The organism is Sunxiuqinia rutila (assembly GCF_050589705.1).
GTDB classification, from domain to species: Bacteria; Bacteroidota; Bacteroidia; order Bacteroidales; family Prolixibacteraceae; genus Sunxiuqinia; species Sunxiuqinia rutila.
Genome location: NZ_JBNGOT010000016.1, coordinates 1 through 21,857, shown reverse-complemented (window position 1 = coordinate 21,857; position 21,857 = coordinate 1). Strand labels below are relative to the sequence as shown.

Sequence of the window (21,857 nt, the reverse complement as noted above, 5' to 3'; positions counted from 1 at the left end):
TAGAAGCTCCATCCTGGTGATGGGGCTTTTTTTGTGCGGTTTATCCGGCTGGTTTTGCAGCTTGTCAGAATATTCTTTTAAATTCATCCTTTTTAGAGGTTCTTTGAACAAACCTTTAATACCGGACTGATGAAAAATCGAATCGTACTTTTCCTTTTAACCTTGCTGTCGTGTCAACTTTGGGCGGCTAATGAGCCCAACCCAGTTGATGCTGATCTTCTGAAACGAATTGAAAACAAATTTGTGGTGGACTCGCTGCCCGTTCGTTATTATTCCAACATCCTGATTCGGCTGGAGGGACAGCCAACAGTTGATGACTCGCTCATTGTGCAGCAACTGGTTGATACTTTAAACTCGGTTATTGATGTGTGGAAAGTGTACCTGATTTATGAAGGCACATCGAACCTGGTGATTCAGCTGAATATGCCGGAAAATATTGGAAAGGAAAACCATATAGAGCGTAGGGATAATTCACGAGAGATTGTTCAGAATAAGATTATCTTGAATATGGACGCAGATGCTGATTCACTGACACGCAAAAAGCAGTTGTATTATTACCTGATGCGTTCGCTGGTAAAATTTACCGAGAAGGCTGCAGAGTCGCCTAAAGTAAAGGGAAGTGTCTTTGATGAAGATTCGCCGGAGAAAATCACTTTTGCCTCGGTTGATTTGCCCGTCATCAAAAGTTTGTACGCAAAAGTGTATGATGATCGGTCGCGCAGGCCAAGGAAAAATTCGTCTTTTCAATCAAATAAATTCTCTTTTCAATCGAAAAACGTCAGTCCTCGAAACCGCTTTTTAGTGAGTTCAGCAGCCGGATTACTGGGCATGTTGCTGGCAATTATTTACCTGATTGCGATTGTGCAGACAGGGGTGATTAAGAACCATAACTATGATTTTGGGAAGTTTTTGTGGCAGGGCATGTTGGTGTTTTTTGCCTATGTGCTTCAGGTGGCTGTTGCTTCGTCCATCAAAGTGTATTTCTTAAATGTCAAGTTTGATTACCGTATTGTGCTGGGCAATACCATTGGTATTGCTGCATTGGGGGTTATAAGCATCATTCTTATTTTTCTGACGGAGTTTGGCATTTTAAGAAAGCGAAAGGATGATTTATTGCTGAATACGCTGATTCCATTTTTAACCACTACGTTTATTCCGGCACTGCTCCCCATGGGACTAACGCTGATTATGCCTTCTTCAGTGAGAAATGAGGAAGCCATTTTTGGAGTGACAGTCACGACCATTTTGTTTTGCTCGCTTATTGGAGTGGCCCGTACTTTTTACATCTATATGAGCATGCAGTCGCGCCACTTGCTGCGCAAGAAAGATGTGCAGTTGGCGCAGTTGAGCGAATTGCACAAACAAGCTGAACTGCAATCATTGCAATCCAAAATTAATCCCCACTTTTTGTATAATTCGTTAAATTCGATCGCGAGCCTGGCAACCATCGATGGACAAAAAACGGAGAAGATGGCTTTGGCTTTATCCGATTTCTTTAAGTATTCGTTGAACAAGGAGCAAAAGCAAACGGTGAGTTTGAAAGAAGAGATGGAGTCGGTTGAGACCTACTTAATCATTGAAAAGGTGCGTTTTGGCGAGCGGCTCAATTATGAAGTTCAGCTGCCGCAGGAACTCGAAGAAGCGCATATTCCCCAGTTTTTGATTCAGCCGCTGGTTGAAAATGCCGTGAAACATGGCCTGTCTCAATTAACCCACAATGGGTTGATTCGGGTGGTGGTTGAGCGTGTGAATAAACAACTTAAAATCCGGGTTTTTGATAACGGACCTGCATTTCCGGATGAGCCAATTGCCGGCTACGGACTACAAAGCATTCAGGAAAAATTGAATTTGCTTTATCAAAACAAGGCGTGGCTCAAGTGGGAAAATGCGCCGGAGAAACACATTCTTATTGTATTACCTTTTTCAGAATAAAAAAACAGCATGTTGAATAATTACTATCGAACCCTGATTATTGATGATGAAAGTCCGGCGCGGCAACGGATGCAGCAAATATTAAGAGAAATGCCTGAGATTGATCTGGTAGGAGAAGCTGCCAATGGACTGGAAGCGGTCAGGCTGATTGAAGATTTGCAGCCGGATCTGATTTTTCTGGATATCCAGATGCCGGGCCTTAATGGTTTTGAAGTGTTGCAACAGATCAGCTATTTTCCTACGGTGGTTTTTTGCACCGCTTACGATGACTATGCGTTGGAGGCTTTTGAAACTGCTGCAATTGATTACCTGGTAAAGCCGGTAAAAGCCGAGCGGGTCAGGCGCTCCATCGAGAAACTGCGGTCGTTGCAGCAGGAGGTGAAAAGAGAGCAGGTGTTGCAATTGCTGTCCAGTTATTCTTCTCCGGAAAAACGAAAAAGAGTGACCAGCATTCCTGTTAAGCTGGGCGACCGGATGTTGTTAGTTAAACTGACCGATATCAGCTACTTTATTTCCGAAGACAAGTATGTGTCGATTGTGAAAAAGGATGGTAAAAAGTACCTGACCGACCACAGCCTGAAATTTCTGGAAGAGAAACTTCCCGATAATTTTATTCGCATTCATCGGAGTATTTTAGTTAATGCAACACTGATTCACGAAATTGACAAGCACTCGGGCTGCCGGTATGTGGTTCGTTTGGATGATCTGGTTAAGACAAAACTGGTGAGTGGGCGAAACTACGGCGAGAAAATAAAAGCTTTGCTGGAACTTTAGGTATCTGTAGAACGAAATATGGATTCCTGTTGGTGAAAATAGGCTTTAGGGAAGCGGGTTTCTTAATTCAAAATGAAATCGTACAGGGTGAATGAGGGAAGCAGTAGTTGGCAATGGTTATTTTTGTATTTTCATGTTGACTAAAATTTTTCTGGTTATTAACGCAAAGAGATTCTGACTATGTATTCATGGTTTGTTGAACAAGGGCCTGTGATGCAGGCATTACTTGCTACATTATTTACCTGGTTTGTAACGGCACTTGGTGCCGGTATGGTTTTTTTCTTTAAACGGATCAACCGTAAGGTGTTGGATGGCATGCTGGGGTTTGCCGCAGGGGTTATGATTGCCGCCAGTTTTTGGTCTTTGTTAAGTCCTGCCATCGAAATGGCAAGTGAAACCAGTGACAAACCATGGATTCCGGCAGTGATCGGATTCCTCAGTGGGGGGGCTTTTTTATGGCTTGCCGACCAGCTGATTCCTCACTTGCACCTTGGATTTCCTCGGGAAGAGGCCGAAGGGGTTCCTACTTCCTGGCGCAGAAGCGTGCTGTTGGTGTTGGCCATTACCTTGCACAATATTCCTGAAGGCTTGGCTGTTGGAGTCGCTTTTGGTGCGGTGGCATCTGGCCTTCCGGCAGCTTCATTGGCAGGAGCCATTGCTTTGGCCATTGGTATTGGTATTCAGAACTTCCCTGAGGGAGCTGCTGTATCAGTTCCACTTCGTCGGGAAGGTTTTTCGCGTCGCAAAAGCTTCATGTACGGGCAGGCTTCCGGAATTGTGGAGCCCATTGCCGGTGTAATTGGAGCAGCAGCCGTGGTGATGATGCGCCCAATTTTGCCTTATGCACTTTCGTTTGCTGCCGGTGCCATGATCTATGTTGTGGTGGAAGAATTAATTCCTGAGTCGCAGTTGGAGAAAAACACGGATATTGCAACCATTGGTGCCATGCTGGGCTTCGCGGTGATGATGACCCTGGATGTGGCTTTGGGCTAGTAGCTGACGTTTCAAACTTCACTTTTCAAGTTCCAAGCAGATAGTTTGCAGTTCCAGGTATGCATCTCTGGATTGATAGAATCGTGCTATGAATTGTCTCAAAACTATCTTTTAAACATGTTTTTGCGTGCTGGAAGTTTGCTGCTAAAAGCGTAATATTAGTCATTAAAACTGAATATTATGAGTAGCATTATTGAAGGAACCTACAAGCTTTTGTCTTTTAGCCTTGAAAAAGAGAATGGGACCGTGGAGTACCCGTTTGGGAAAGATGCCATTGGCTACATTAACTACACGGGGTCTGGTCATTTTTCCGTTCAATACATGCCCCGGCATCAGCAAGCGGATAATTGGAAAGGTGTATCCTATTTTGGAACCTATGAATACAACCGGGAGAAGGATTACATTGTGCATCATGTTGAAGGTTCGCTGTTTTCGAGCGAAGAGGGCCTGGATAAAATCATTCATGCCCGGGTGCGGGGTAAAAGCCTGAAATTGACTTGTCCTACACCAACAGCTGGTGGAAAGACTGAGGAGGCAGCTACTATTCATTTTGAAAAACAGGAGGTCTTGCCTCCCGTTACGGTGTTTTAATTCTTCCGGCGAAAAGAAAAATTCAGGAGCCGATCAAATTGGAAAAGTAGAATCACGGCAATTGCAAATTGAACGAATAAGGCGATTTTGCGTAGTGGAATTCCATGGATCTGTTCGTTAAGGTTGACGGTGAGGCTGGTAATGAGTAAGCCCATAAAAAGGCCGAGAAAGAAAAAGAGCCAGGCTAAATGCAAGTTGTTGTTAACCGATTTTTTTTGCTGCTGTTCCTGATAAATTTGATCCATCATCCGATCTTCAAAATCCTGAAAGGGCATTTCGGTAAGCGAATGCTTCATGAGATTTTTAATCAATTTTTCTTCTTGTTGCATTTTGTCCATGTCACACTGTTTTTAACTCGTTGCATAATAATCGGTTTACAACCGATAACATGTTCTTACGACCTCTGTGCAGAATCACCCGCACGTTGGCTTCCGCCCAACCGGTCTCATCGGCAATGGTTTTAGCCGATTGGTCTTCCAGGTAAAATAGCCGTAATACCAAACTTTCTTTTGGCCGAATTTGCTTTAAGGCTTCCTGGACCAAGATCGTTTGCTCTTCGGAGGTCATGCCGTTGAGGGTGTCTTCAATAGAATCTAATCCCGTTTCCGGGAGTTCATCTTGATAAAGGTGCTGTTTTTTTTCTTCGCGTAAGCGCTGGAAAGCTTCGTTGATAACGATTCGGTAAAACCAGGTTTTAAAACTAGAGTGCCCTTTAAACGATTTCAGTTTTTGGAACACCTTGATAAACGACTCCTGGACGACCTCCTCGGCCCAAAATTCATCTTTGACCACAGAGATGGCCACTGAAAAGGCCAGGTCTTTATAATTGCTTATAAAATACCTGAACCCTTCCGTGTCTCCGTTTAATACCTTTTTGATGTAAAGGCTGTCCATTCGTGACTCCTAGTTTTTGCTTGGTTTGTCGACGTAATGGGCAATAATCATTGAGATTCCCCCAAACAACATTAATGCAACGAAAATAGCAAAACCATTAGTTCTGTCAATCACCTTTTCAATTGTAGGGATTCCACTTAAAAAGATGATAAGAGTTCCTCCAAAAGCGATACCTGTAATTAGTAGCCCAAGCTTCAACCAAGGGAACCGAAAGCGAAATTCACGTTTGGCATAAATCTCCGAAACATCCTTATCCCGTTCAATTAGGGCCATACGCTCTTTGTTTCGGGCCTGAAGGAAATAGTACCATCCAAAAAACACGCTGGCAAAAAAACCCAGCCAAATGAGTGCTAACATCAAATCTTCCATACTTCTTTGTTTTTGTTTTGCCCCTTTGATGCAAGCTAGTAAGAAATGTTACAAAGAAAATTGCTGCTATGGTAATTTTTGAAGGAAATGTGATTATTGAACCAGCACAATTATGTTACCAACTAAGGAAATAGTAGTGCAACTATTTTAAATAGTTTGAAAACTAAAAAATATAGTTATATTTGGTGCAAGCATAAATAATCATGAAACATCTGACGAATCGAGAAGAAGAAATTATGGAGCTTTTTTGGGAAAAAGGTTCCTTGTTTGTTAAAGAAATTATTGAATTAATGGTTGGTTCAAAACCTCATTACAATACCATTTCAACAATTGTGCGGGGGCTCGAAGAAAAGGGTTTTGTCGACCATGAACAGTTTGGAAATACCTACCGGTATTTTGCTAAAATATCACGTGAGGAGTTTAGTAAGAATACGATTAAAAATCTGGTGAGCAAATATTTCAATACCTCGTACGCTTCGGTGGTCTCCATGTTTGTTGAAGAACAGAAAATTACAACCGAAGAAATTCAAGAGTTGATCCGTCAGGTTGAATCGCGTAAAAACACCGAAAATGAATAGCTTACTTTTGTTTCTGGTCAAATCGACCCTGAGTTTGACTTTGCTGTACTTGACATTCCGGTTGTTAATGAGCCAGGAAACTTTCTTTAAGCTCACAAGGCTGGTGTTGTTGTTATTGATATCAGTAATAATTCCATTCTTAAGTGCACCTCAATTCTCTCAGCCATCGGTAACAACAAAATTGAATCCTGTTTTTCAAAGTCACCTGGTTTTTGAAGAAACTGTTCCAACGATTGTTTCATCAGAGGTTCCTCAGCCTTCAGCGGCAGTATCCGAAGCAGTTCAACCTAATGCTGTTTCGTTTATGACTATTATTTTATTCGTTTATCTATCTGGTGTTTTCATTTCATTTCTGGTGTTGTTTTCCAGCATTATTTCGGTTTTTCGGCTCTTTCGGAAAGCCCGGAAAGTTTCGCTGGATGGAATTCGCTTGATGATTATTGCCGACGACATTCCTGCTTTTTCGTTTGGCCGTTACATCCTGATTTCTCAGTACGATTACGAAACGAATTCGGAAGCTATTATTACACACGAGCGGTCTCACATTAGCCTGGGGCATTTTTACGATCTCATGTTGATGGAACTGGCAAAAATTATCTTTTGGTTTAACCCGTTGATTTACCGCTTAGCCCGTGATCTGAAGGAAATTCACGAATTTCAGGCAGACCACAACACCCTTCATTCAGGCATCGATGCAACTCAATATCAATTATTAATCATTCAAAAATGTGTCGGACATCAAAAGTTCGCACTTGCAAACAGTTTTAATCATTGTCAAATTAAAAATCGTATTACTATGATGAACAAACAAAAAACGAGTAAAGCGTGGCGCTGGAAGGTGGCGACCTTTCTTCCCCTGCTTGCCCTGTTGCTGATGGCTTTCGGCAGAACGGGCGAAAATGCACCGCCGGAACAAATTTTGCTTTCTCCAGAAGTTTTCTCCAATTCGACAGACTCGGTGAAGCAATGGACAGAGAAAGATTTTAATATCCTGAAACCAAAAGAACGTGAATCTCTTGTTTTGGGTGATGAAAAGTTTCTGGAAATTTCCATGGATGCTCAGTCTCACATAACGATTGGGAATGACGAACTCATGTTATCCGGTGTACCAGCCATTATCCGCAAGTGGAGGGATTATGATCTTGCCGATGATAAATCAATATTTGAAAAGATTAGCGTCAATGGGAATGAGAAAATGGCTTCAGTTTCGAAAATAGTTATTCGAGGTGATGATGTTCCTTATTCATTGTTTAAAGAATTGGCCAACAGAATTGGAAATACAGTTCTCGAAATTAGAGGAAAATACTCGAAAAATATTTTCAAAGTATCTTATTCTAATTTGCCTGATACGCAGCGAGATGAAATTGATAAGCTAATACCATTGAACGTTTACTTAGGTCAAATTAATGTGACAGAAGTAAAGCCACCACCTGCTCAACGAAGATGAAATTGGGATTATAGAAAAAATTAACTTAATGGGTGAATTGAAGAAATTGATAAATGAAATCAATTCTAAAAAGAGGTTGTAACAATTGATGCACATTCAACTTCAAGTAAGGAATTGTTAGGTGATATAAAAAGAGAATAGAAAAATAAGCTATCAGATTATTTGGTCAAGTCTTTAGTGATAAAAAAAAGCCGCCGGCTTTGGTGCGTCTCCATTGCCGGCAGCTTTAATCATTGTCAAATGCTGTATTGCTACAACATGCCAAAGTTAGGAATTGTAAACCGCTGTCAAGCACTTTTTTCCAAAAAAGGAAAAGTGATTTGATTTTCTCAAATTAAGACCGAATAATCTTTTTATTAAGAATCGTAAAATAAATAGCCGTTCTGTTTTCATTTTAAAATTAATTTGTGATATTTGCAGGAAATCATTGAAAAAATGACACGAATTCATTCCATTTCTATTCTCTATATTCTACTCGGTATTCTACTTTGGATGCGGTAATGAGAATGGTATGGAGTAACTAAATTTATAATAAACATACATAAAGCCATTCTCAGACGAGAATGGCTTTTTTCATTTTTAGCAAATAATAACGAATAACAAATAAATCATTGCATCATGAGCGACAGATTGTACATTTTTGACACCACCTTAAGAGACGGGGAGCAAGTTCCCGGGTGTCAGTTAAACACGGTTGAGAAGATTGAAGTAGCCAGAGCTTTGGAGGAATTAGGAGTCGATGTAATTGAAGCCGGTTTCCCTGTGTCAAGCCCGGGTGATTTTAAGTCGGTAGTCGAAATTTCAAAAGCGGTAACCTGGCCAACCATTTGTGCCCTTACCCGCGCAGTAGAGAAAGATATTGATGTTGCAGCTGAGGCCCTTAAATATGCCAAGAAAGGGCGTATTCACACTGGGATTGGAACATCGCCCTACCACATTTACAACAAGCTCAATTCGACTCCTGAAGAGATTCTTGAACGTGCTGTTGCTGCTGTAAAATACGCCAAAAAGTATGTCGAAGATGTTGAGTTTTATGCCGAAGATGCCGGCCGCTCGGACAACGAATACCTGGCACGGGTAATTGAAGCGGTTATTAAGGCCGGTGCTACGGTGGTTAACATTCCGGATACCACAGGTTATACCATGCCTTACGAGTTTGGTGAAAAAATCAAGTACCTGGTGGATAATGTACGGGGCATTGAAAATGCCATTATCTCCACGCACTGTCATAACGACCTGGGGATGGCAACAGCCAACACCATTGCCGGAATTATCAATGGGGCCCGCCAGGCCGAGGTAACCATCAACGGAATTGGTGAACGTGCCGGAAATACTTCGTTGGAAGAAGTGGTGATGACTCTGAAAAGCCGTTACCAGGTGTTGAATATCGATACCAATATCAACACGAAGAATATTTACAAAACCAGTCGATTGGTGTCGAACCTGATGAACATGCCGGTGCAACCCAACAAAGCCATTGTTGGGCGTAATGCCTTTGCACATTCCTCCGGTATTCACCAGGATGGCGTGTTGAAAAACCGCGAGAACTATGAGATTATCGATCCGGCTGATGTTGGTATCAACGAATCCTCCATTGTTTTGACAGCCCGTAGTGGACGGGCCGCTTTGAAGCACCGTTTGGAAATAATGGGCTTTGAGCTGAACAAGGAACAATTGGATGAGGTTTATGAGAAATTTCTGGAGTTGGCCGACAAGAAAAAAGACATTCGTGATGACGATGTGGCCTTGTTGGTGGGTGATGCCGAGCAAAAAGAGCGTCGCGTAAAGCTGGATTTCCTGCAGGTTATTAGTGGGAAGTCGCTGCAGCCGATGGCTTCGGTACGAATTGATATTGCTGGTGAAAAGTTTGATGCTACGGCTTCGGGTAACGGACCGGTTGATGCTGCCATTAATGCGGTTAAACAAATTATTCGCCGTCAGGTTACATTAGAGGAGTTTTTAATTCAGGCCATTACCAAAGGAAGCGATGATGTTGGTAAGGTACACATGGAGCTGGATTTTGAAGGCGTGAAGTATTTCGGCTTTGGAGCGCATACCGATATCATTACAGCTTCGGTGGAAGCTTTCCTGGATGCGGTCAATAAAATCCATGTAAAGTAGTTAGTGTAAAATTTTAAAACGAGAATAAATTGGAAGCAAAAACTTTATTTGATAAAATCTGGGATGCACACGTGGTTAAAAAGGTAGAGGCAGGCCCCAGTGTATTGTATATCGATCGTCACTTTATTCATGAAGTGACGAGCCCGGTTGCCTTTTTGGGCTTGAAAAACCGGGGACTGAAAGTATTTCGTCCGGACCAAACCACAGCAACACCTGACCATAACGTGCCGACCATTGACCAGGAATTGAGCATTAAAGATGAATTGTCGCGCCACCAGGTGGAAATGCTGAAGAAAAACTGCGAAGAGCATGGCATTACTTACCATGGTTTGGGAAGCGAAGGACACGGGGTTGTGCACATCATTGGGCCGGAAATGGGCTTGACACAGCCGGGCATGACCATTGTTTGTGGTGATAGCCATACTTCAACACACGGAGCTTTTGGAGCCATTGCTTTTGGAATTGGAACCAGCGAAGTGGAAATGGTGCTGGCCAGTCAGTGTATTATGCAGCCCAAGCCCAAGAAAATGCGTATTACGGTGGATGGTGAATTGGGTAAAGGGGTGACTTCAAAAGATATTGCCCTTTACATCATTTCAAAAATCTCAACCAGCGGTGGAACCGGACACTTCATCGAGTATGCCGGATCGGCCATTACCAGCCTGAGCATGGAAGCCCGGATGACTTTGTGTAACCTGAGTATTGAAAGTGGTGCCCGTGGTGGTATGATTGCCCCCGATGACACGACGATCAACTACATCAAAGGCCGGCAGTTTGCGCCTAAAGGTGCCGATTGGGACAAGGCTGTTGAATACTGGAAAAGCTTGAAATCAGACGAAGGTGCTCAATTCGATACCGAATACCATTTTGATGCGGCTGATATTGAGCCCATGATTACCTATGGAACCAACCCCGGTATGGGAATTGGAGTAACAGCCTCCATTCCGTTGGGGGAAGAGTTGCAGGGAACCGACCGGACAACCTTCCTGAAATCGTTGAAATACATGGATTACAACCCCGGAGAGCCGATGAAAGGTAAAAAGGTGGATTACGTATTCCTGGGAAGTTGTACCAACGGACGGATTGAAGATTTCCGCGCGTTTGCCCAGTTTGTGAAAGGGAAGAAGAAAGCCGATGATATTCATGTTTGGCTGGTTCCCGGATCAAAAGCTGTTGAGAAACAAATTATCGCGGAAGGATTGGATCAGATTTTTGAAGAAGCCGGAATGGCCCTTCGTCAGCCGGGTTGCTCAGCTTGTCTGGCCATGAATGACGATAAGATTCCGGAAGGCAAATACGCAGTTTCCACATCGAACCGAAATTTTGAAGGTCGTCAGGGACCGGGTGCCCGCACCTTGCTGGCCAGCCCTCTCACCGCAGCAGCAGTGGCAGTAACCGGCGTAATTACCGACCCCAGGGAACTGATGTAGATTGATTATTTATGATTGATAATTGGTGATTGAATGGATCGAAAAACCTTAGAAGCACGAACCAAAGTATTTGCCCATAACTGTGTGAAGACGGCTTTGTCACTGGAAGGGACAAAACTTGGAAATCATATTTGTGGCCAATTAATAAGATGTGCGACTTCGGTTCCGGCGAATTACCGGGCAGCTAACTTAGCTCATTCAAGGGCTGCGTTTGCTGCAAAATTATCAATTGTTATTGAGGAAGCAGATGAATGTGGTTTTTGGTTGGATTTTGCAATTGGAGAGAATATTCTTTCAACCGCTGTTGCAGAACCTCTGATCAAAGAAGCCCATGAACTTACGTCAATATTTGTTGCCTCAAGAAAATCAATTCAGGTGAAATCAAAAATAATAAATCAAAAATAATAGATCAAAATGGCATACGATAAATTTGTAACATTAACTTCCCGTGCTGTTCCACTGCCTGTGGAAAATGTGGATACGGACCAGATTATACCTGCACGGTTTTTGAAAGCGGTGGAGCGTAAAGGCTTTGGCGATAACCTGTTTCGCGATTGGCGATACGACAAGGCCAATCAGCCGATTGCCGACTTCCCTTTAAACGATTCAAAATACAGCGGCAAAATACTTGTAGGAGGTAAGAACTTTGGAAGTGGTTCCAGTCGCGAGCATGCAGCCTGGGCCATATACGACTATGGTTTTCGGGTGGTGGTATCCAGTTTCTTTGCCGATATTTTTAAAGGAAACTCACTCAACAACGGGCTGCTTCCGGTGATTGTTTCACCCGCCTTTCTGGAGAAAATATTTGCCGCAATTGAAGCTGACCCTACAACGGAATTAGAAGTTGACCTGGAAAATCAAAAAATTACCTTGCTGACAACGGGCGAATCCGAAGAATTTGAGATTAATGCCTATAAAAAGCATTGTCTGCAAAATGGCTTGGACGATATTGATTACCTCGTGAATATGAAGGAAGAAATTGAGGCTTTTGAACGATAAACAACAATAAGATGACGGGAAAAATGGTGGAAGGACGAACTGAGGTATTAAGTATAATGGACACCACGCTGAGGGATGGCGAACAAACTTCAGGGGTTTCGTTTACCGATACCGAAAAGTTGAGCGTAGCCAAGGTGTTGCTGGAAAGTGTCAAGGTCGATCGCATTGAGATTGCTTCAGCACGGGTTTCTCATGGCGAGTTTGAAGCTGCCCGTCGGATTATGGCCTGGGCGGCCGAACGTGGTCATCTGGACCGCATCGAAATTCTGGGCTTTGTGGATGGCAAAATCTCGCTCGACTGGATTAACCAAGCCGGGGGGAAAGTCATCAACCTGTTGTGTAAAGGTTCTTACAAGCACGTAACCGAGCAGCTTCGGAAAACTCCGGAAGAGCACGTGGCCGACATTAAAAAGTCAGTGGATTATGCCCGCGAGTTAGGCATTACGGTAAATGTTTACCTGGAAGACTGGTCGAATGGAATGCGCAATTCCAAAGATTACGTCTACTACATGATTTCCGAGCTGAAAGAACTGGATATTCAGCGGATCATGTTGCCGGACACCCTCGGAATTCTTGACCCGGATGAAACATACGAGTTCTGCAAGGAAATGATTGACCGCTTTCCCGATGTGCAATTCGATTTTCATGCGCATAACGACTATGATCTAGCCATTGCCAATGTCTTTCATGCGCTTAAAGCCGGTATCCCTTGTGTGCACACCACTATCAACGGGCTGGGCGAACGGGCAGGGAATGCTCCGCTGTCGAGCGTGATTGCCACGGTGAAAGATCACCTGAAAATGGAAACCCGCGTGAACGAAAGCATGTTGAACCGCGTGTCGAAACTGGTAGAGAGTTTTTCCGGTATCCGGATTCCAACCAACAAGCCTTTGATTGGTGAATTTGTTTTTACCCAATGCAGCGGCGTTCATGCTGATGGAGACAATAAAAACAACCTGTATTTTAACGATCTCTTGCCCGAGCGTTTTGGACGTACGCGCAGCTATGCCTTGGGTAAAACCTCGGGGAAAGCCAACATCAAGGCCAATCTCGAAGAGATGGGAATGGAGTTGGATCCTGCCGTTCTGAAAATGGTTACCAACCGGATTATTGAGTTGGGCGACCGAAAGGAAACGGTAACCGCCGAAGATTTGCCCTACATTGTGGCTGATGTTTTGCAGGAAAATATTGAGCAAAAAATCAAGATCAACAATTACTCGCTATCCCACGCCATGGGTTTAAAGCCATCGGCTACGGTGAGTATTGCCATTGGCGGAAAAACCCATGAGGCTGCGGCTGCCGGCGACGGACAGTACGATGCTTTTATGAATGCCTTGAAGGTAATTTATGAGAATTTGAACAAGCCTTTCCCCAAATTACTTGACTACAGTGTGACCATTCCGCCAGGGGGAAAAACCGACGCCTTGGTTGAAACCGTTATTGTTTGGGAGCTTGATCGGGAGTTTAAAACCCGAGGCTTGGATCCGGATCAAACAGCCGCTGCTATTAAAGCCACGGTTCGGATGCTGAACTTACTTGAACACTGGAATGAGCTTGAGAAATAGCGGCCCATGCGTTGATCGCTGCTTATTGATTCAGCGGATGACACGCCAATTACACGAAAAAAGATTGAAAAAAATAAACACATGAAATTAAAATTAGCAGTTCTCCCCGGAGATGGTATCGGACCTGAAATTGTTGATCAGGCCATGAAAGCAGTGAAGGCTGTTTCCTTGAAATTTAAGCATGAATTGGAGTTTGAGTTTGGCTTGACCGGAGCCGTAGCCATTGATGAGGTGGGGGAGCCTTATCCTGAAAAAACACACCAGTTGTGTATGAATGCCGACGCGGTTTTGTTTGGAGCCATTGGCGACCCCAAATACGACAATAACCCCAAGGCTACCGTGCGCCCCGAGCAGGGCTTGTTGCTGATGCGTAAAAAGCTGGGCTTATATGCCAATATCCGTCCGGTAGAAACGTTTGAGTCGCTGCTGCACAAATCACCTTTGCGTCGCGAGTTGGTTGAAGGCGCCGATTTTGTTGCCATTCGCGAGTTGACCGGTGGAATCTATTTTGGCGAAAAAGGGCGTAAAGACGATGGCAATACTGCTTTCGACACTTGCACCTACACACGCGAAGAAATAGAACGTATCCTGAAGCTGGGCTACGAATTTGCCATGAAACGGAATAAGAAACTGACAGTTGTGGACAAAGCCAACGTATTGGAAAGCTCGCGTTTGTGGCGTGAGATTGCCCAGGAAATGGCTCCCAACTATCCGGAGGTGACTACCGAGTACATGTTTGTCGATAACGCAGCCATGCAAATTATTCAGTGGCCTAAAAACTTCGATGTGATGGTTACTGAAAACATGTTTGGTGATATTCTGACCGACGAAGCCAGTGTGATCACCGGTTCGCTGGGGCTGTTGCCATCGGCGTCGATTGGGATTCATACGTCGGTTTTTGAGCCGATTCACGGATCGTATCCACAGGCGGCTGGCAAGGACATTGCCAACCCGATTGCCACCATTTTATCGGCAGCCATGTTGTTCGAGTATGCTTTCGACCTGAAAGAAGAAGGCAAACTGATTCGGGATGCCGTTGCAGCTTCAATGGCTGAGAAGGTGGTTACCGAAGACATTGCTGAAGGCAAAGCCTATAAAACATCTGAAGTGGGTGACTGGATTGCCGACTACATTGCCAAAGCATAAATAAGCATTTTTTTTTGATTCAGTATGAGGGGCTTTCCAATTTGGAAGGCCTTTTTTATTGCCGCTTGGGAATGCACTTGGGCTTTTCTTGAATTATTCCTAACTTGGTGAAAACTTAACTATTAGAACTAAAACGATGAGAAAAAAACGATTTGTACTGTGCTCCCTATTGCTGCTCCTCGCTGTAGGAACCTGGGCCAAAGGAAACGACTGGCTTAGCTTATTCAACGAGAGCAATCTGAATGGCTGGATTCAAAAAAACGGGGAAGCCAGTTACTGGGTTGAAGACGGGGTAATTATGGGAAAAACTGTTGCCGGGAGCCCCAACTCCTTTTTATGTACCGAAAACGAATATGCCGATTTTGAGTTGAGGTTTGAAGTCAAGCTGTTTGATAATGAATTGAACTCAGGAGTTCAGATTCGCTCAACCACCAAAGCGCCGGAAGGGGATGAAGCTTTTGGCCGGGTGAATGGGCCGCAGGTTGAAATTGAAGCAAGTGGTGCGAAGGGCGCCGAAGCCGGCTACCTCTACGGCGAAGCCTGTGGCGGATGGATGACCCCGGAGGAACTCCGCATTCCGCATAAAAACTTCGACGATGGCCAATGGAACAAGTACCGTATTGTAGCGAAAGGCCCCCGTATACAAACCTGGGTGAATGGCAAGCTAATCTCCGACTTGGTGGATGAGGAGAAGTTCAAATCGCACCCCAGTGGGTTTATCGGGCTGCAAGTGCATGGCGTAGGCGATCGCGGGCCCTACCAGGTAGGCTGGCGGAATATCCGCCTGAAAGTACTCGATTAAGCCTGTTGAAGAAATGATTTCAAAAAGCAAAGACGACCGGAACTTCCCGGTCGTCTTTGCTTTTTTACAAGCGGCTTTCACCTGCTATTGAGTCTGGCCGGTTCTTCGTTAACCGAAGAAATACTGTCTACTTTGCCTTTTGGCTGGCCGCTTCTTTCAGCAGCTTGACAATAGCGGTTTGGTTTGCGCGTTTGGCGTGTTGCAGGGGTGTTACCCCCTCGCCGTCGGGCAGGCTGATGTCACAGCCCGCAGCAATCAGAATCTGCACGATCTCCTGATATCTGGCACTGCCATCGCCAAGAATGATGGCTTCCAGCAGGGCGGTCCATCCCAAACGGTTAATGTGGTCAATGGGGAAGCCCTGGGTGTTGGCCAATAGCCTGACGGTTTCAACATGGCCTCGCTCGCAGGCCGGAATCAGCGCACTGCCATAGTAACGGTTAAAAACATCGAAGCGGGCACCATTCGCTAAAAATAGTTTAAGCAATTCGGTTTGGCCCGTTGCCCCGGCATGCAGAAACGGACTGGCCAGTTGATTGTCCTGCTGATTGACATCGGCACCATGGGCTACAAGCAGTTGGGCCATTTCAAAATGGCGGGCCTGGGTTGCAATCAGAAGCAGCGAGCGCTGGTTCTCATCCCGGGTGTTCACGTCGGCTCCGGCGTTTAATTTTTCTTCTGCCAGTTGAAGCTTGTTTTGCTTAACAGCTTCAAGAAGCGCAGACTGCTCTTGTTTCATTTCAGTTGTTTTTAGAGGATTCGGTTGTGTGTGCAAAAGGTTAAGCACAACGAAAAGCACGAATATGTTCATGGTGTATTTCGGTACAGGCTAAAATACAAGATTGCCTTGATAAATCAGCGACTTAACCGGCGATAAGCGGGATACAGCCTCTGCCGAGCAACTGGCATCCAGAAAGGCAAGGTCTGCCTGGTCTCCCGGTTTTGGCCATTGCTGGTTACCTTCGTCATCCAGTGGTAGCACATTGTAGGTGGCCAGTTTCAGGCTTCGCGAAAGGGCATGCTCAGTGCCATAGCCATACAGCTGAGCCATTAGTTTAGCTTTTTCCAGCACGCTGCCACTTCCCCAGGTGTTCCAATGGTCCATAATGGAGTCGTTGCCGGTGCCTACCGTTACCCCGTGTTTGTACAATGTTGGAATGGGCATGATCAGTCGTCCGAAAGGAATGGTGGAAATGATGCCAACCTGGGCGGCACTTAGTTTTTCAGCCATTTCTTCTTGTTTGGCCTGGTCAATCCGGCCCAGTACAAAGCAGTGGCTGATAAATGTCTTGCCTTTCAGCACCGGATTTTCATTGACTTTGTCAATCAGGTAATTCATGGTTTGTAGTCCGGAGTCGCCTGTTTCGTGCAAGTGAATGTCAATTCCTTTGTTGTGGTCCAGAGCCAGCTGAACGGTAAAATCAATTGTTTTTTCAATTTGCCCGTCCAGGGTGTAAGGATCAACGCCGCCAATGTAGTCGATATCCATTTGGGCAGCCTCTTTCATCAGTGGAGCCGAATCCGTATAGTAAACACCATGCTGGGGGAAAGCCACCAGCTCAGCGCCGAACGTGTTCTTTTTATTTTCCAGGGCTTGCTGCAGGTTTTTCAGTGAGTTGAGGCCGGAGGTTGGCTCAATGTTGACCTGGCTTCGGGCAAAAGCAGAACCACAGGATTGCAGCAAGTCAATCATTTTTTCCGCCCGTTCGGTGGATGTCTTTAGCATTTCGGGCAGAATTTGCTGCTCCAGGGCAATCATTCCTTTTACGCCGCCCTGTCTTTTCCGGATTGCTTGCCAGGGGCCGCCGTAAAACGTTTTGTCCAGGTGAATATGCATGTCCTTAAAGGCGGGCAACATCAGATAGCCCTTGGCATCAACGGCTTGTGCCGCCGGATTGTTGGGCGAAACCTTGCGGATCTTTCCATCTTCAATATCGACACAAAACAAGTCGGTTTTTGTGGCAATTACTTCATCTCCTTCATAGTCAAAGCCGGTTTCAAGGCGTACATTTTTTAAACGAATGCTGTTCATCTTGGTTAGTATGGTGTTTTCAACTGGTGCCTGCCGGGCTGTATTTGCGGCAAGTGTCGGTGCGGCTAAACTTAGTCCGGTAGCCAGCATGGCTGAACTTTTAATAAACTCTTTTCTGGAAACTGTTTTACGTATCATCTTCTGTTTTTTTATCGCTTGTGTGGAGGGGCGTCTTTTCTGGTTCAGACGTTTAAGCAGGTCGAAAGGTTTGCACGCAAAACTAAGAAAAAAGCAGAAGCAGATCGATTTTTCCCAGACTGGCTTTCCAGCTGTTATCTAAAACTTAAGATGGGGGGAGCTTTCTTTAGGGCCTCAATGGGGTCTAAATCAGAATCAATCTGTGTGGAATTGGTGTATTTTGAAGCGCAGCTTATTTGGCTCATTCAGTACTTACTGCTTTCCGGTTTTTCAACCAAGGCACGGGTTACAAACCCGCGCCAGTGGAGAGGAAAGACATTCGTTTCGGTACGTTTCCAGGTTCACTATTCGCTTTTTTGTCCAAATGCAAGGATGTAGCCGTTATTGTCCTGTAGGTAAAATTCACGCATTCCGTACCAAGCCGTTTTAAGTGGGGTTGGGTTCAGGCCTTTGTCTTTTATTTGTTCATAAAAGCGGTCAATTCCGTCAATTTCCATATAGAACGAAACACTTGCTCCCATAGAGCGGTCTTTGGCGAGAAGAACGTCTTCTTTGAAACTGTCGGTTCGCTGGAACATCATTTCCACGCTGTCCTTACTGAGCAAGGCGTAAACATATTCTTTCCCCTCAGTCAACGATTGTTCGACTCCGTCCTGTGTTTCGGGGACAGCCATTACCAACGAAAAGCCTAAAATGGATTGATAAAATTCAATGGTTTCCCGAATGTTTTTAACCTCAAAATTGGGCGTTAATTTGTTTGCTTTCATCTTCCTTATTTTTTGTTCACAGCACAAATTTAGCTTGACTGAATGGTGGTCAATTGTAAAAATCGGTCGTTTTTGTTCAAGTACAAATTCGTTGGTGTTGAGCCTGTAATCTGCTTTACTTGCTTAATAAAATGGGCCTGATCGTAATAATCGTTTTCGGGGAAAAGCTTGCCATTGGCAATGTGTTTTAACGAAGAATGACATTTCAGGATCTTGCAGAATGTTTTAAGCGAAAAACCAAAGTGACGGTTAAAATATCTGTTCATTTGCCGGCTGTTCCAAATAATTCGTTCTGAAAGTTCCTGGACTGAAATTTCGCCTTTTCGTTCGTAAAGAATTTTGAACAGCTCAAATTTCCGGCTGTCAATTTCTTTAAGGTTTTTGAGTCCGTATTGTAATTGTTCGCTAATCGAATCGGTAAATTTGCCGAAATCGTTCAAATCGAGGTGTTCACAGCCCATAAAAGGAGTGGACAGTTCTGTTTTGGTGTTTTTAAGTTCTTTGATGGACTGTTTGAAAAGATACTCGGCAGAAATCAATTTGAAGCGAGTGCCAATCAATTTGGTATTCTTTGGTATGGAAATTTGGATTTGCTGTGTCCAAACACCTGTCAGCCATACTTTGTGAATTTGTCCGTTTTTGATCTCAAAAATTAAATCGAAACATCCGTCTGGAAGTATTTCATACTGGCATTCCTTTTCGGCAGTTTCAAACTCCCAAAAACTTTTGATGAAGTTGGAAATAAATCCTTTGGTATGTTTCTCCCGGTAATTCACGCGTTTGTTTTTTTTATGGTAACGTTTAGTACATGTTGTCGGGGCGGATTTCGGAGAGCGTTCCTGTCCGAAGGACACGGAACTGCGATGCGAGAATCCGCAGTTGGCGTACCACCAAACCCCGCCCTGCAATATGTACCGTGTTATAGGGTGTTTTTTATTCATTTTTTGTTTTGTTCCAAAAATCAATATCGTATTCGTTCCAAGACAAAATAACCTGGAGGTCATTGTTTGCTTTTGAATCGCTGTCCAAGTAATGATGTCCACCACTGCCAAGTCTGTACATTGATGTTAGTTTTTCTCGAAATTCTCCCCATTTTTCTTTTGTTACTCTCCACTCATAATTCTCGTGACTTGTTTTTAATAATCCAATATTTTCGTTGTCGGAGAAAGTTTTCAAGTTGATTCGATATTTATTGTCTAAGAGCTTTAACTTGTCAAAATTGAAGTCAGTCAGGTTTTTGGAGAGTTTTAAAAATACCTTCTCAAGTTCTAAAAGTCCATGAATGTCCACCGAAATTAAAATGCTATTTTCTCCTTTGAAATTTTCAAAAAATCCGATTCTGATATGTTTTTTTGTCATGGCAAGTTTAACTTCTATTGAAATTGCGAACTCTTTGTAGGTCATTCTTTGAAATTATTCCATAAATCAAACTCGGGACAATCAATGGTGTTACCAGCCCTAAAATTGTATAAACGTTGTTTGTTTTAAAAAAATAGTCCCATAGAAAAATGAAAAGCAGAGGAGTCCCAACAAGAAAAATAATTAATCCAACAATCAGCGCAACTTTACTTTCTCTTGCAGAAATTGTGTCGATATGATATTTTTCCTTGTGATTGCATTTTTTACAAGTCAATGGAATCCATTCGTTTTTTGACTTTTTAAAATCTGTCCGATTTACATTCCAAGTCCAAAAGGAAATCTCTGATTTACATTTATTACAAACTGCGTAAAGTTTCATTTCATGCTGTTTTGTCTTTTTTTAAAATACCCTATAACGGTTGGTGCAAGTGGAGTGCGGAGCTTTGAAACGGCAACTTGTCAGGTTTGCACAGAGCCAAGCCGGCGTACTACTAAACATTATTTTTAACCGAAAATCCGTCAACGACGGATTGGCGGTGGTTGAACAGAGAGTAAACGCTGGAACACCACGCCCGCCCGCATTACATTTGCACTGTGTTAGCGGTAGATTTTTTCATTTTTTCAATATTTAATGCACATGATTATCACAACAGCAATAAATGATAAACAACTTGTCAGAAAAGAAATTGAAGTTAAAAGTCCGAAGAGTTTCAATTTCCTTGACGAATTTGACTGAAACATTTTATTTGCCGTTTTATCTGATAATCCAAATGCTTTTTTGTATGTGTCTTTTGCATAATCCATTGCAAATTCAAATTCTTGTTTAGCGCCTTGTGCAATTTTTTGATAGCGAGATTTTAAATCATTAAGAACTATTAGTTTGTCCTCGGGATTCAATTTAGAATATTCATCTAAAATATGTGATACATCATCGTCATAGTCTATTTTTAAACGTCTTATAACTTCTTTAATGTCATTTTCACCTGAGATATCATCAGGATTTACCTCCATAATTTGTTGATTTGAGAAAGCTCCATAAAGATAAAATTCGATACTTTGATAATGAATTTGATAAATAGAAAAAAACCATCGATACAGTATTCCTGAAATTATTGATGCCGAGAGTAAAATTAGAATTATCTTAATTGTCCAATAGTCAAATGATTTAGTAAACTGGGCTAAATTGGTTACAATAATTGAAAGTCCTCCGATTGAAAAACCAACAATCCATATTAAAAATCTTTCTGAATTATTAAAATTATATCTTTGGTTATCTTTGACCTTATCAAGGTTTTCAAAGAAAATATCCATTACAAATTCGAAGGGGCGTTTCATATAACTTTTTCTTTTAGGTTATTGATTTTTATAATCTTTTATCCAATTGTCAGTAATTTCGAAAACAGTTCCCTCAATTTCATCTAAATTCAAAGTGTCACGGTCTTCAGGAACCCAAAACAAATCATTTATTGTAATCTTAAAAGTTTCATCTTCTCGGTCAAGTGTATAGTGCGAAAGTGTTTCAAGTTTCTGTGCGTTTTTCCATGAGGAAAATTGAACCCAGTAATGCTTATTATTTATTTTTTTTACAGAGCTTGCATTTACAAAGATGAAATTGAATTGTGATTTGTCAGCTATAATTTTGTCAAAGATGTTCAAGTGCATTTCTCTAAAATGCCAAATTTGTACAAGATTATTAGTCTTTCTGTATTCTTCAACAGCATCAACAGCTTTTCGTCGTTTATTATAGTTGAAATACGAATAGCCTAAGAATCCTGCTATAAGAACTAGAATTATTAAAATTGACTTCAATCGTTCCATGTTTTTTGTTTTTTTAATTTACCGCTAACGGTCACTTGTAAGTTGTCGTTGCGGATTTCGGAGCTCGTTCCTGTCCGGCAGGACGGAACGATGTTGCGAGAA

General features: G+C 43.1%; 24 protein-coding genes. 13 read left to right on the top strand and 11 right to left on the bottom strand.

Features of this window, described 5'->3' with window-relative positions:
- Positions 1 to 129 precede the first annotated feature (129 nt).
- The 4 genes from ACRD6K_RS16810 to ACRD6K_RS16795 all read left to right on the top strand — a co-directional run bounded on the left by ACRD6K_RS16810 (position 130) and on the right by ACRD6K_RS16795 (position 4,290).
- Complete coding sequence (locus ACRD6K_RS16810) at positions 130 to 1,932, top strand: sensor histidine kinase (protein WP_430974220.1); 1,803 nt, start codon at positions 130 to 132, stop codon at positions 1,930 to 1,932.
- A 9-nt stretch (positions 1,933 to 1,941) separates the two neighbouring features.
- Complete coding sequence (locus ACRD6K_RS16805; RefSeq protein ID WP_430974219.1) at positions 1,942 to 2,706, top strand: LytR/AlgR family response regulator transcription factor; 765 nt, start codon at positions 1,942 to 1,944, stop codon at positions 2,704 to 2,706.
- 180 nt (positions 2,707 to 2,886) lie between these two features.
- Positions 2,887 to 3,699, top strand: a complete 813-nt coding sequence (locus ACRD6K_RS16800) for a ZIP family metal transporter (protein ID WP_299583484.1) — start codon at positions 2,887 to 2,889, stop codon at positions 3,697 to 3,699.
- A 180-nt stretch (positions 3,700 to 3,879) separates the two neighbouring features.
- Positions 3,880 to 4,290 (top strand): lipocalin-like domain-containing protein, encoded by a 411-nt coding sequence (locus tag ACRD6K_RS16795; RefSeq protein ID WP_430974218.1) that lies wholly within the window; start codon positions 3,880 to 3,882, stop codon positions 4,288 to 4,290.
- Here the strand turns inward: ACRD6K_RS16795 and ACRD6K_RS16790 are convergent.
- Genes ACRD6K_RS16790 through ACRD6K_RS16780 form a run of 3 tightly spaced genes read right to left on the bottom strand, consistent with a single transcriptional unit; the run spans position 4,287 to position 5,553 of the window.
- Positions 4,287 to 4,628 carry a hypothetical protein gene (locus ACRD6K_RS16790; RefSeq protein WP_430974217.1) on the bottom strand — a complete coding sequence of 114 codons (342 nt, stop codon included), beginning with the start codon at positions 4,626 to 4,628 and terminating at the stop codon, positions 4,287 to 4,289. The two genes, ACRD6K_RS16795 and ACRD6K_RS16790, sit on opposite strands and share 4 nt — an antisense overlap.
- Before the next feature lies 1 nt (position 4,629).
- Entirely contained in the window at positions 4,630 to 5,184 is a 555-nt protein-coding gene (locus ACRD6K_RS16785) for an RNA polymerase sigma factor (RefSeq protein WP_299583493.1), read from the bottom strand.
- 9 nt (positions 5,185 to 5,193) lie between these two features.
- Positions 5,194 to 5,553 carry a DUF6249 domain-containing protein gene (locus ACRD6K_RS16780; RefSeq protein WP_299583496.1) on the bottom strand — a complete coding sequence of 120 codons (360 nt, stop codon included), beginning with the start codon at positions 5,551 to 5,553 and terminating at the stop codon, positions 5,194 to 5,196.
- 203 nt (positions 5,554 to 5,756) lie between these two features.
- Between ACRD6K_RS16780 and ACRD6K_RS16775 the strand changes: the two genes are divergently transcribed.
- From ACRD6K_RS16775 to ACRD6K_RS16735, 9 genes are all read left to right on the top strand, one after another.
- Positions 5,757 to 6,131 (top strand): BlaI/MecI/CopY family transcriptional regulator, encoded by a 375-nt coding sequence (locus tag ACRD6K_RS16775; RefSeq protein ID WP_299583499.1) that lies wholly within the window; start codon positions 5,757 to 5,759, stop codon positions 6,129 to 6,131.
- Between the two features lie 433 nt (positions 6,132 to 6,564).
- Complete coding sequence (locus ACRD6K_RS16770) at positions 6,565 to 7,578, top strand: M56 family metallopeptidase (RefSeq protein ID WP_430974216.1); 1,014 nt, start codon at positions 6,565 to 6,567, stop codon at positions 7,576 to 7,578.
- A gap of 618 nt (positions 7,579 to 8,196) precedes the next feature.
- Positions 8,197 to 9,699 (top strand): 2-isopropylmalate synthase, encoded by a 1,503-nt coding sequence (locus tag ACRD6K_RS16765; protein ID WP_430974215.1) that lies wholly within the window; start codon positions 8,197 to 8,199, stop codon positions 9,697 to 9,699.
- A gap of 29 nt (positions 9,700 to 9,728) precedes the next feature.
- On the top strand, positions 9,729 to 11,129 hold the full coding sequence (leuC, locus tag ACRD6K_RS16760) for a 3-isopropylmalate dehydratase large subunit (protein ID WP_430974214.1): 1,401 nt from the start codon (positions 9,729 to 9,731) through the stop codon (positions 11,127 to 11,129).
- 33 nt (positions 11,130 to 11,162) lie between these two features.
- Entirely contained in the window at positions 11,163 to 11,534 is a 372-nt protein-coding gene (locus tag ACRD6K_RS16755; RefSeq protein WP_430974213.1) for a four helix bundle protein, read from the top strand.
- Positions 11,535 to 11,543: 9 nt separating this feature from the next.
- Positions 11,544 to 12,128 carry a 3-isopropylmalate dehydratase small subunit gene (leuD, locus tag ACRD6K_RS16750; protein ID WP_299583511.1) on the top strand — a complete coding sequence of 195 codons (585 nt, stop codon included), beginning with the start codon at positions 11,544 to 11,546 and terminating at the stop codon, positions 12,126 to 12,128.
- A gap of 11 nt (positions 12,129 to 12,139) precedes the next feature.
- Positions 12,140 to 13,693: an alpha-isopropylmalate synthase regulatory domain-containing protein gene (locus tag ACRD6K_RS16745; protein WP_430974212.1), complete on the top strand. Its 1,554-nt coding sequence runs from the start codon at positions 12,140 to 12,142 to the stop codon at positions 13,691 to 13,693.
- Between the two features lie 81 nt (positions 13,694 to 13,774).
- Positions 13,775 to 14,839, top strand: coding sequence for a 3-isopropylmalate dehydrogenase (leuB, locus tag ACRD6K_RS16740; RefSeq protein WP_299583516.1), 1,065 nt, complete (start codon positions 13,775 to 13,777; stop codon positions 14,837 to 14,839).
- 136 nt (positions 14,840 to 14,975) lie between these two features.
- Positions 14,976 to 15,641, top strand: a complete 666-nt coding sequence (locus ACRD6K_RS16735) for a 3-keto-disaccharide hydrolase (RefSeq protein ID WP_430974211.1) — start codon at positions 14,976 to 14,978, stop codon at positions 15,639 to 15,641.
- A 127-nt stretch (positions 15,642 to 15,768) separates the two neighbouring features.
- Here ACRD6K_RS16735 and ACRD6K_RS16730 read toward each other — a convergent pair whose 3' ends face one another.
- The 8 genes from ACRD6K_RS16730 to ACRD6K_RS16695 form a co-directional block, all read right to left on the bottom strand.
- Positions 15,769 to 16,452 (bottom strand): ankyrin repeat domain-containing protein, encoded by a 684-nt coding sequence (locus ACRD6K_RS16730; protein WP_430974210.1) that lies wholly within the window; start codon positions 16,450 to 16,452, stop codon positions 15,769 to 15,771.
- A gap of 18 nt (positions 16,453 to 16,470) precedes the next feature.
- Positions 16,471 to 17,811: an amidohydrolase family protein gene (locus ACRD6K_RS16725; RefSeq protein ID WP_430974209.1), complete on the bottom strand. Its 1,341-nt coding sequence runs from the start codon at positions 17,809 to 17,811 to the stop codon at positions 16,471 to 16,473.
- Between the two features lie 344 nt (positions 17,812 to 18,155).
- Positions 18,156 to 18,578: a VOC family protein gene (locus ACRD6K_RS16720; protein ID WP_430974208.1), complete on the bottom strand. Its 423-nt coding sequence runs from the start codon at positions 18,576 to 18,578 to the stop codon at positions 18,156 to 18,158.
- Between the two features lie 29 nt (positions 18,579 to 18,607).
- Entirely contained in the window at positions 18,608 to 19,519 is a 912-nt protein-coding gene (locus tag ACRD6K_RS16715) for a DUF6597 domain-containing transcriptional factor (RefSeq protein WP_430974207.1), read from the bottom strand.
- The gene (locus tag ACRD6K_RS16710; RefSeq protein WP_430974206.1) at positions 19,512 to 19,982 is read right to left on the bottom strand and encodes a hypothetical protein; all 471 of its coding nucleotides are present in this window, start codon (positions 19,980 to 19,982) and stop codon (positions 19,512 to 19,514) included. The genes ACRD6K_RS16715 and ACRD6K_RS16710 overlap by 8 nt, the downstream gene beginning before the upstream one ends.
- A complete protein-coding gene (locus ACRD6K_RS16705; protein ID WP_430974205.1) occupies positions 19,945 to 20,316 on the bottom strand; it encodes a hypothetical protein in 372 nt (123 codons plus the stop codon). Before ACRD6K_RS16705 ends, ACRD6K_RS16710 begins: the two co-directional genes overlap by 38 nt.
- A gap of 242 nt (positions 20,317 to 20,558) precedes the next feature.
- On the bottom strand, positions 20,559 to 21,272 hold the full coding sequence (locus ACRD6K_RS16700) for a hypothetical protein (RefSeq protein ID WP_430974204.1): 714 nt from the start codon (positions 21,270 to 21,272) through the stop codon (positions 20,559 to 20,561).
- Positions 21,273 to 21,290: 18 nt separating this feature from the next.
- Entirely contained in the window at positions 21,291 to 21,755 is a 465-nt protein-coding gene (locus tag ACRD6K_RS16695) for a hypothetical protein (protein ID WP_430974203.1), read from the bottom strand.
- Positions 21,756 to 21,857 lie beyond the last annotated feature (102 nt).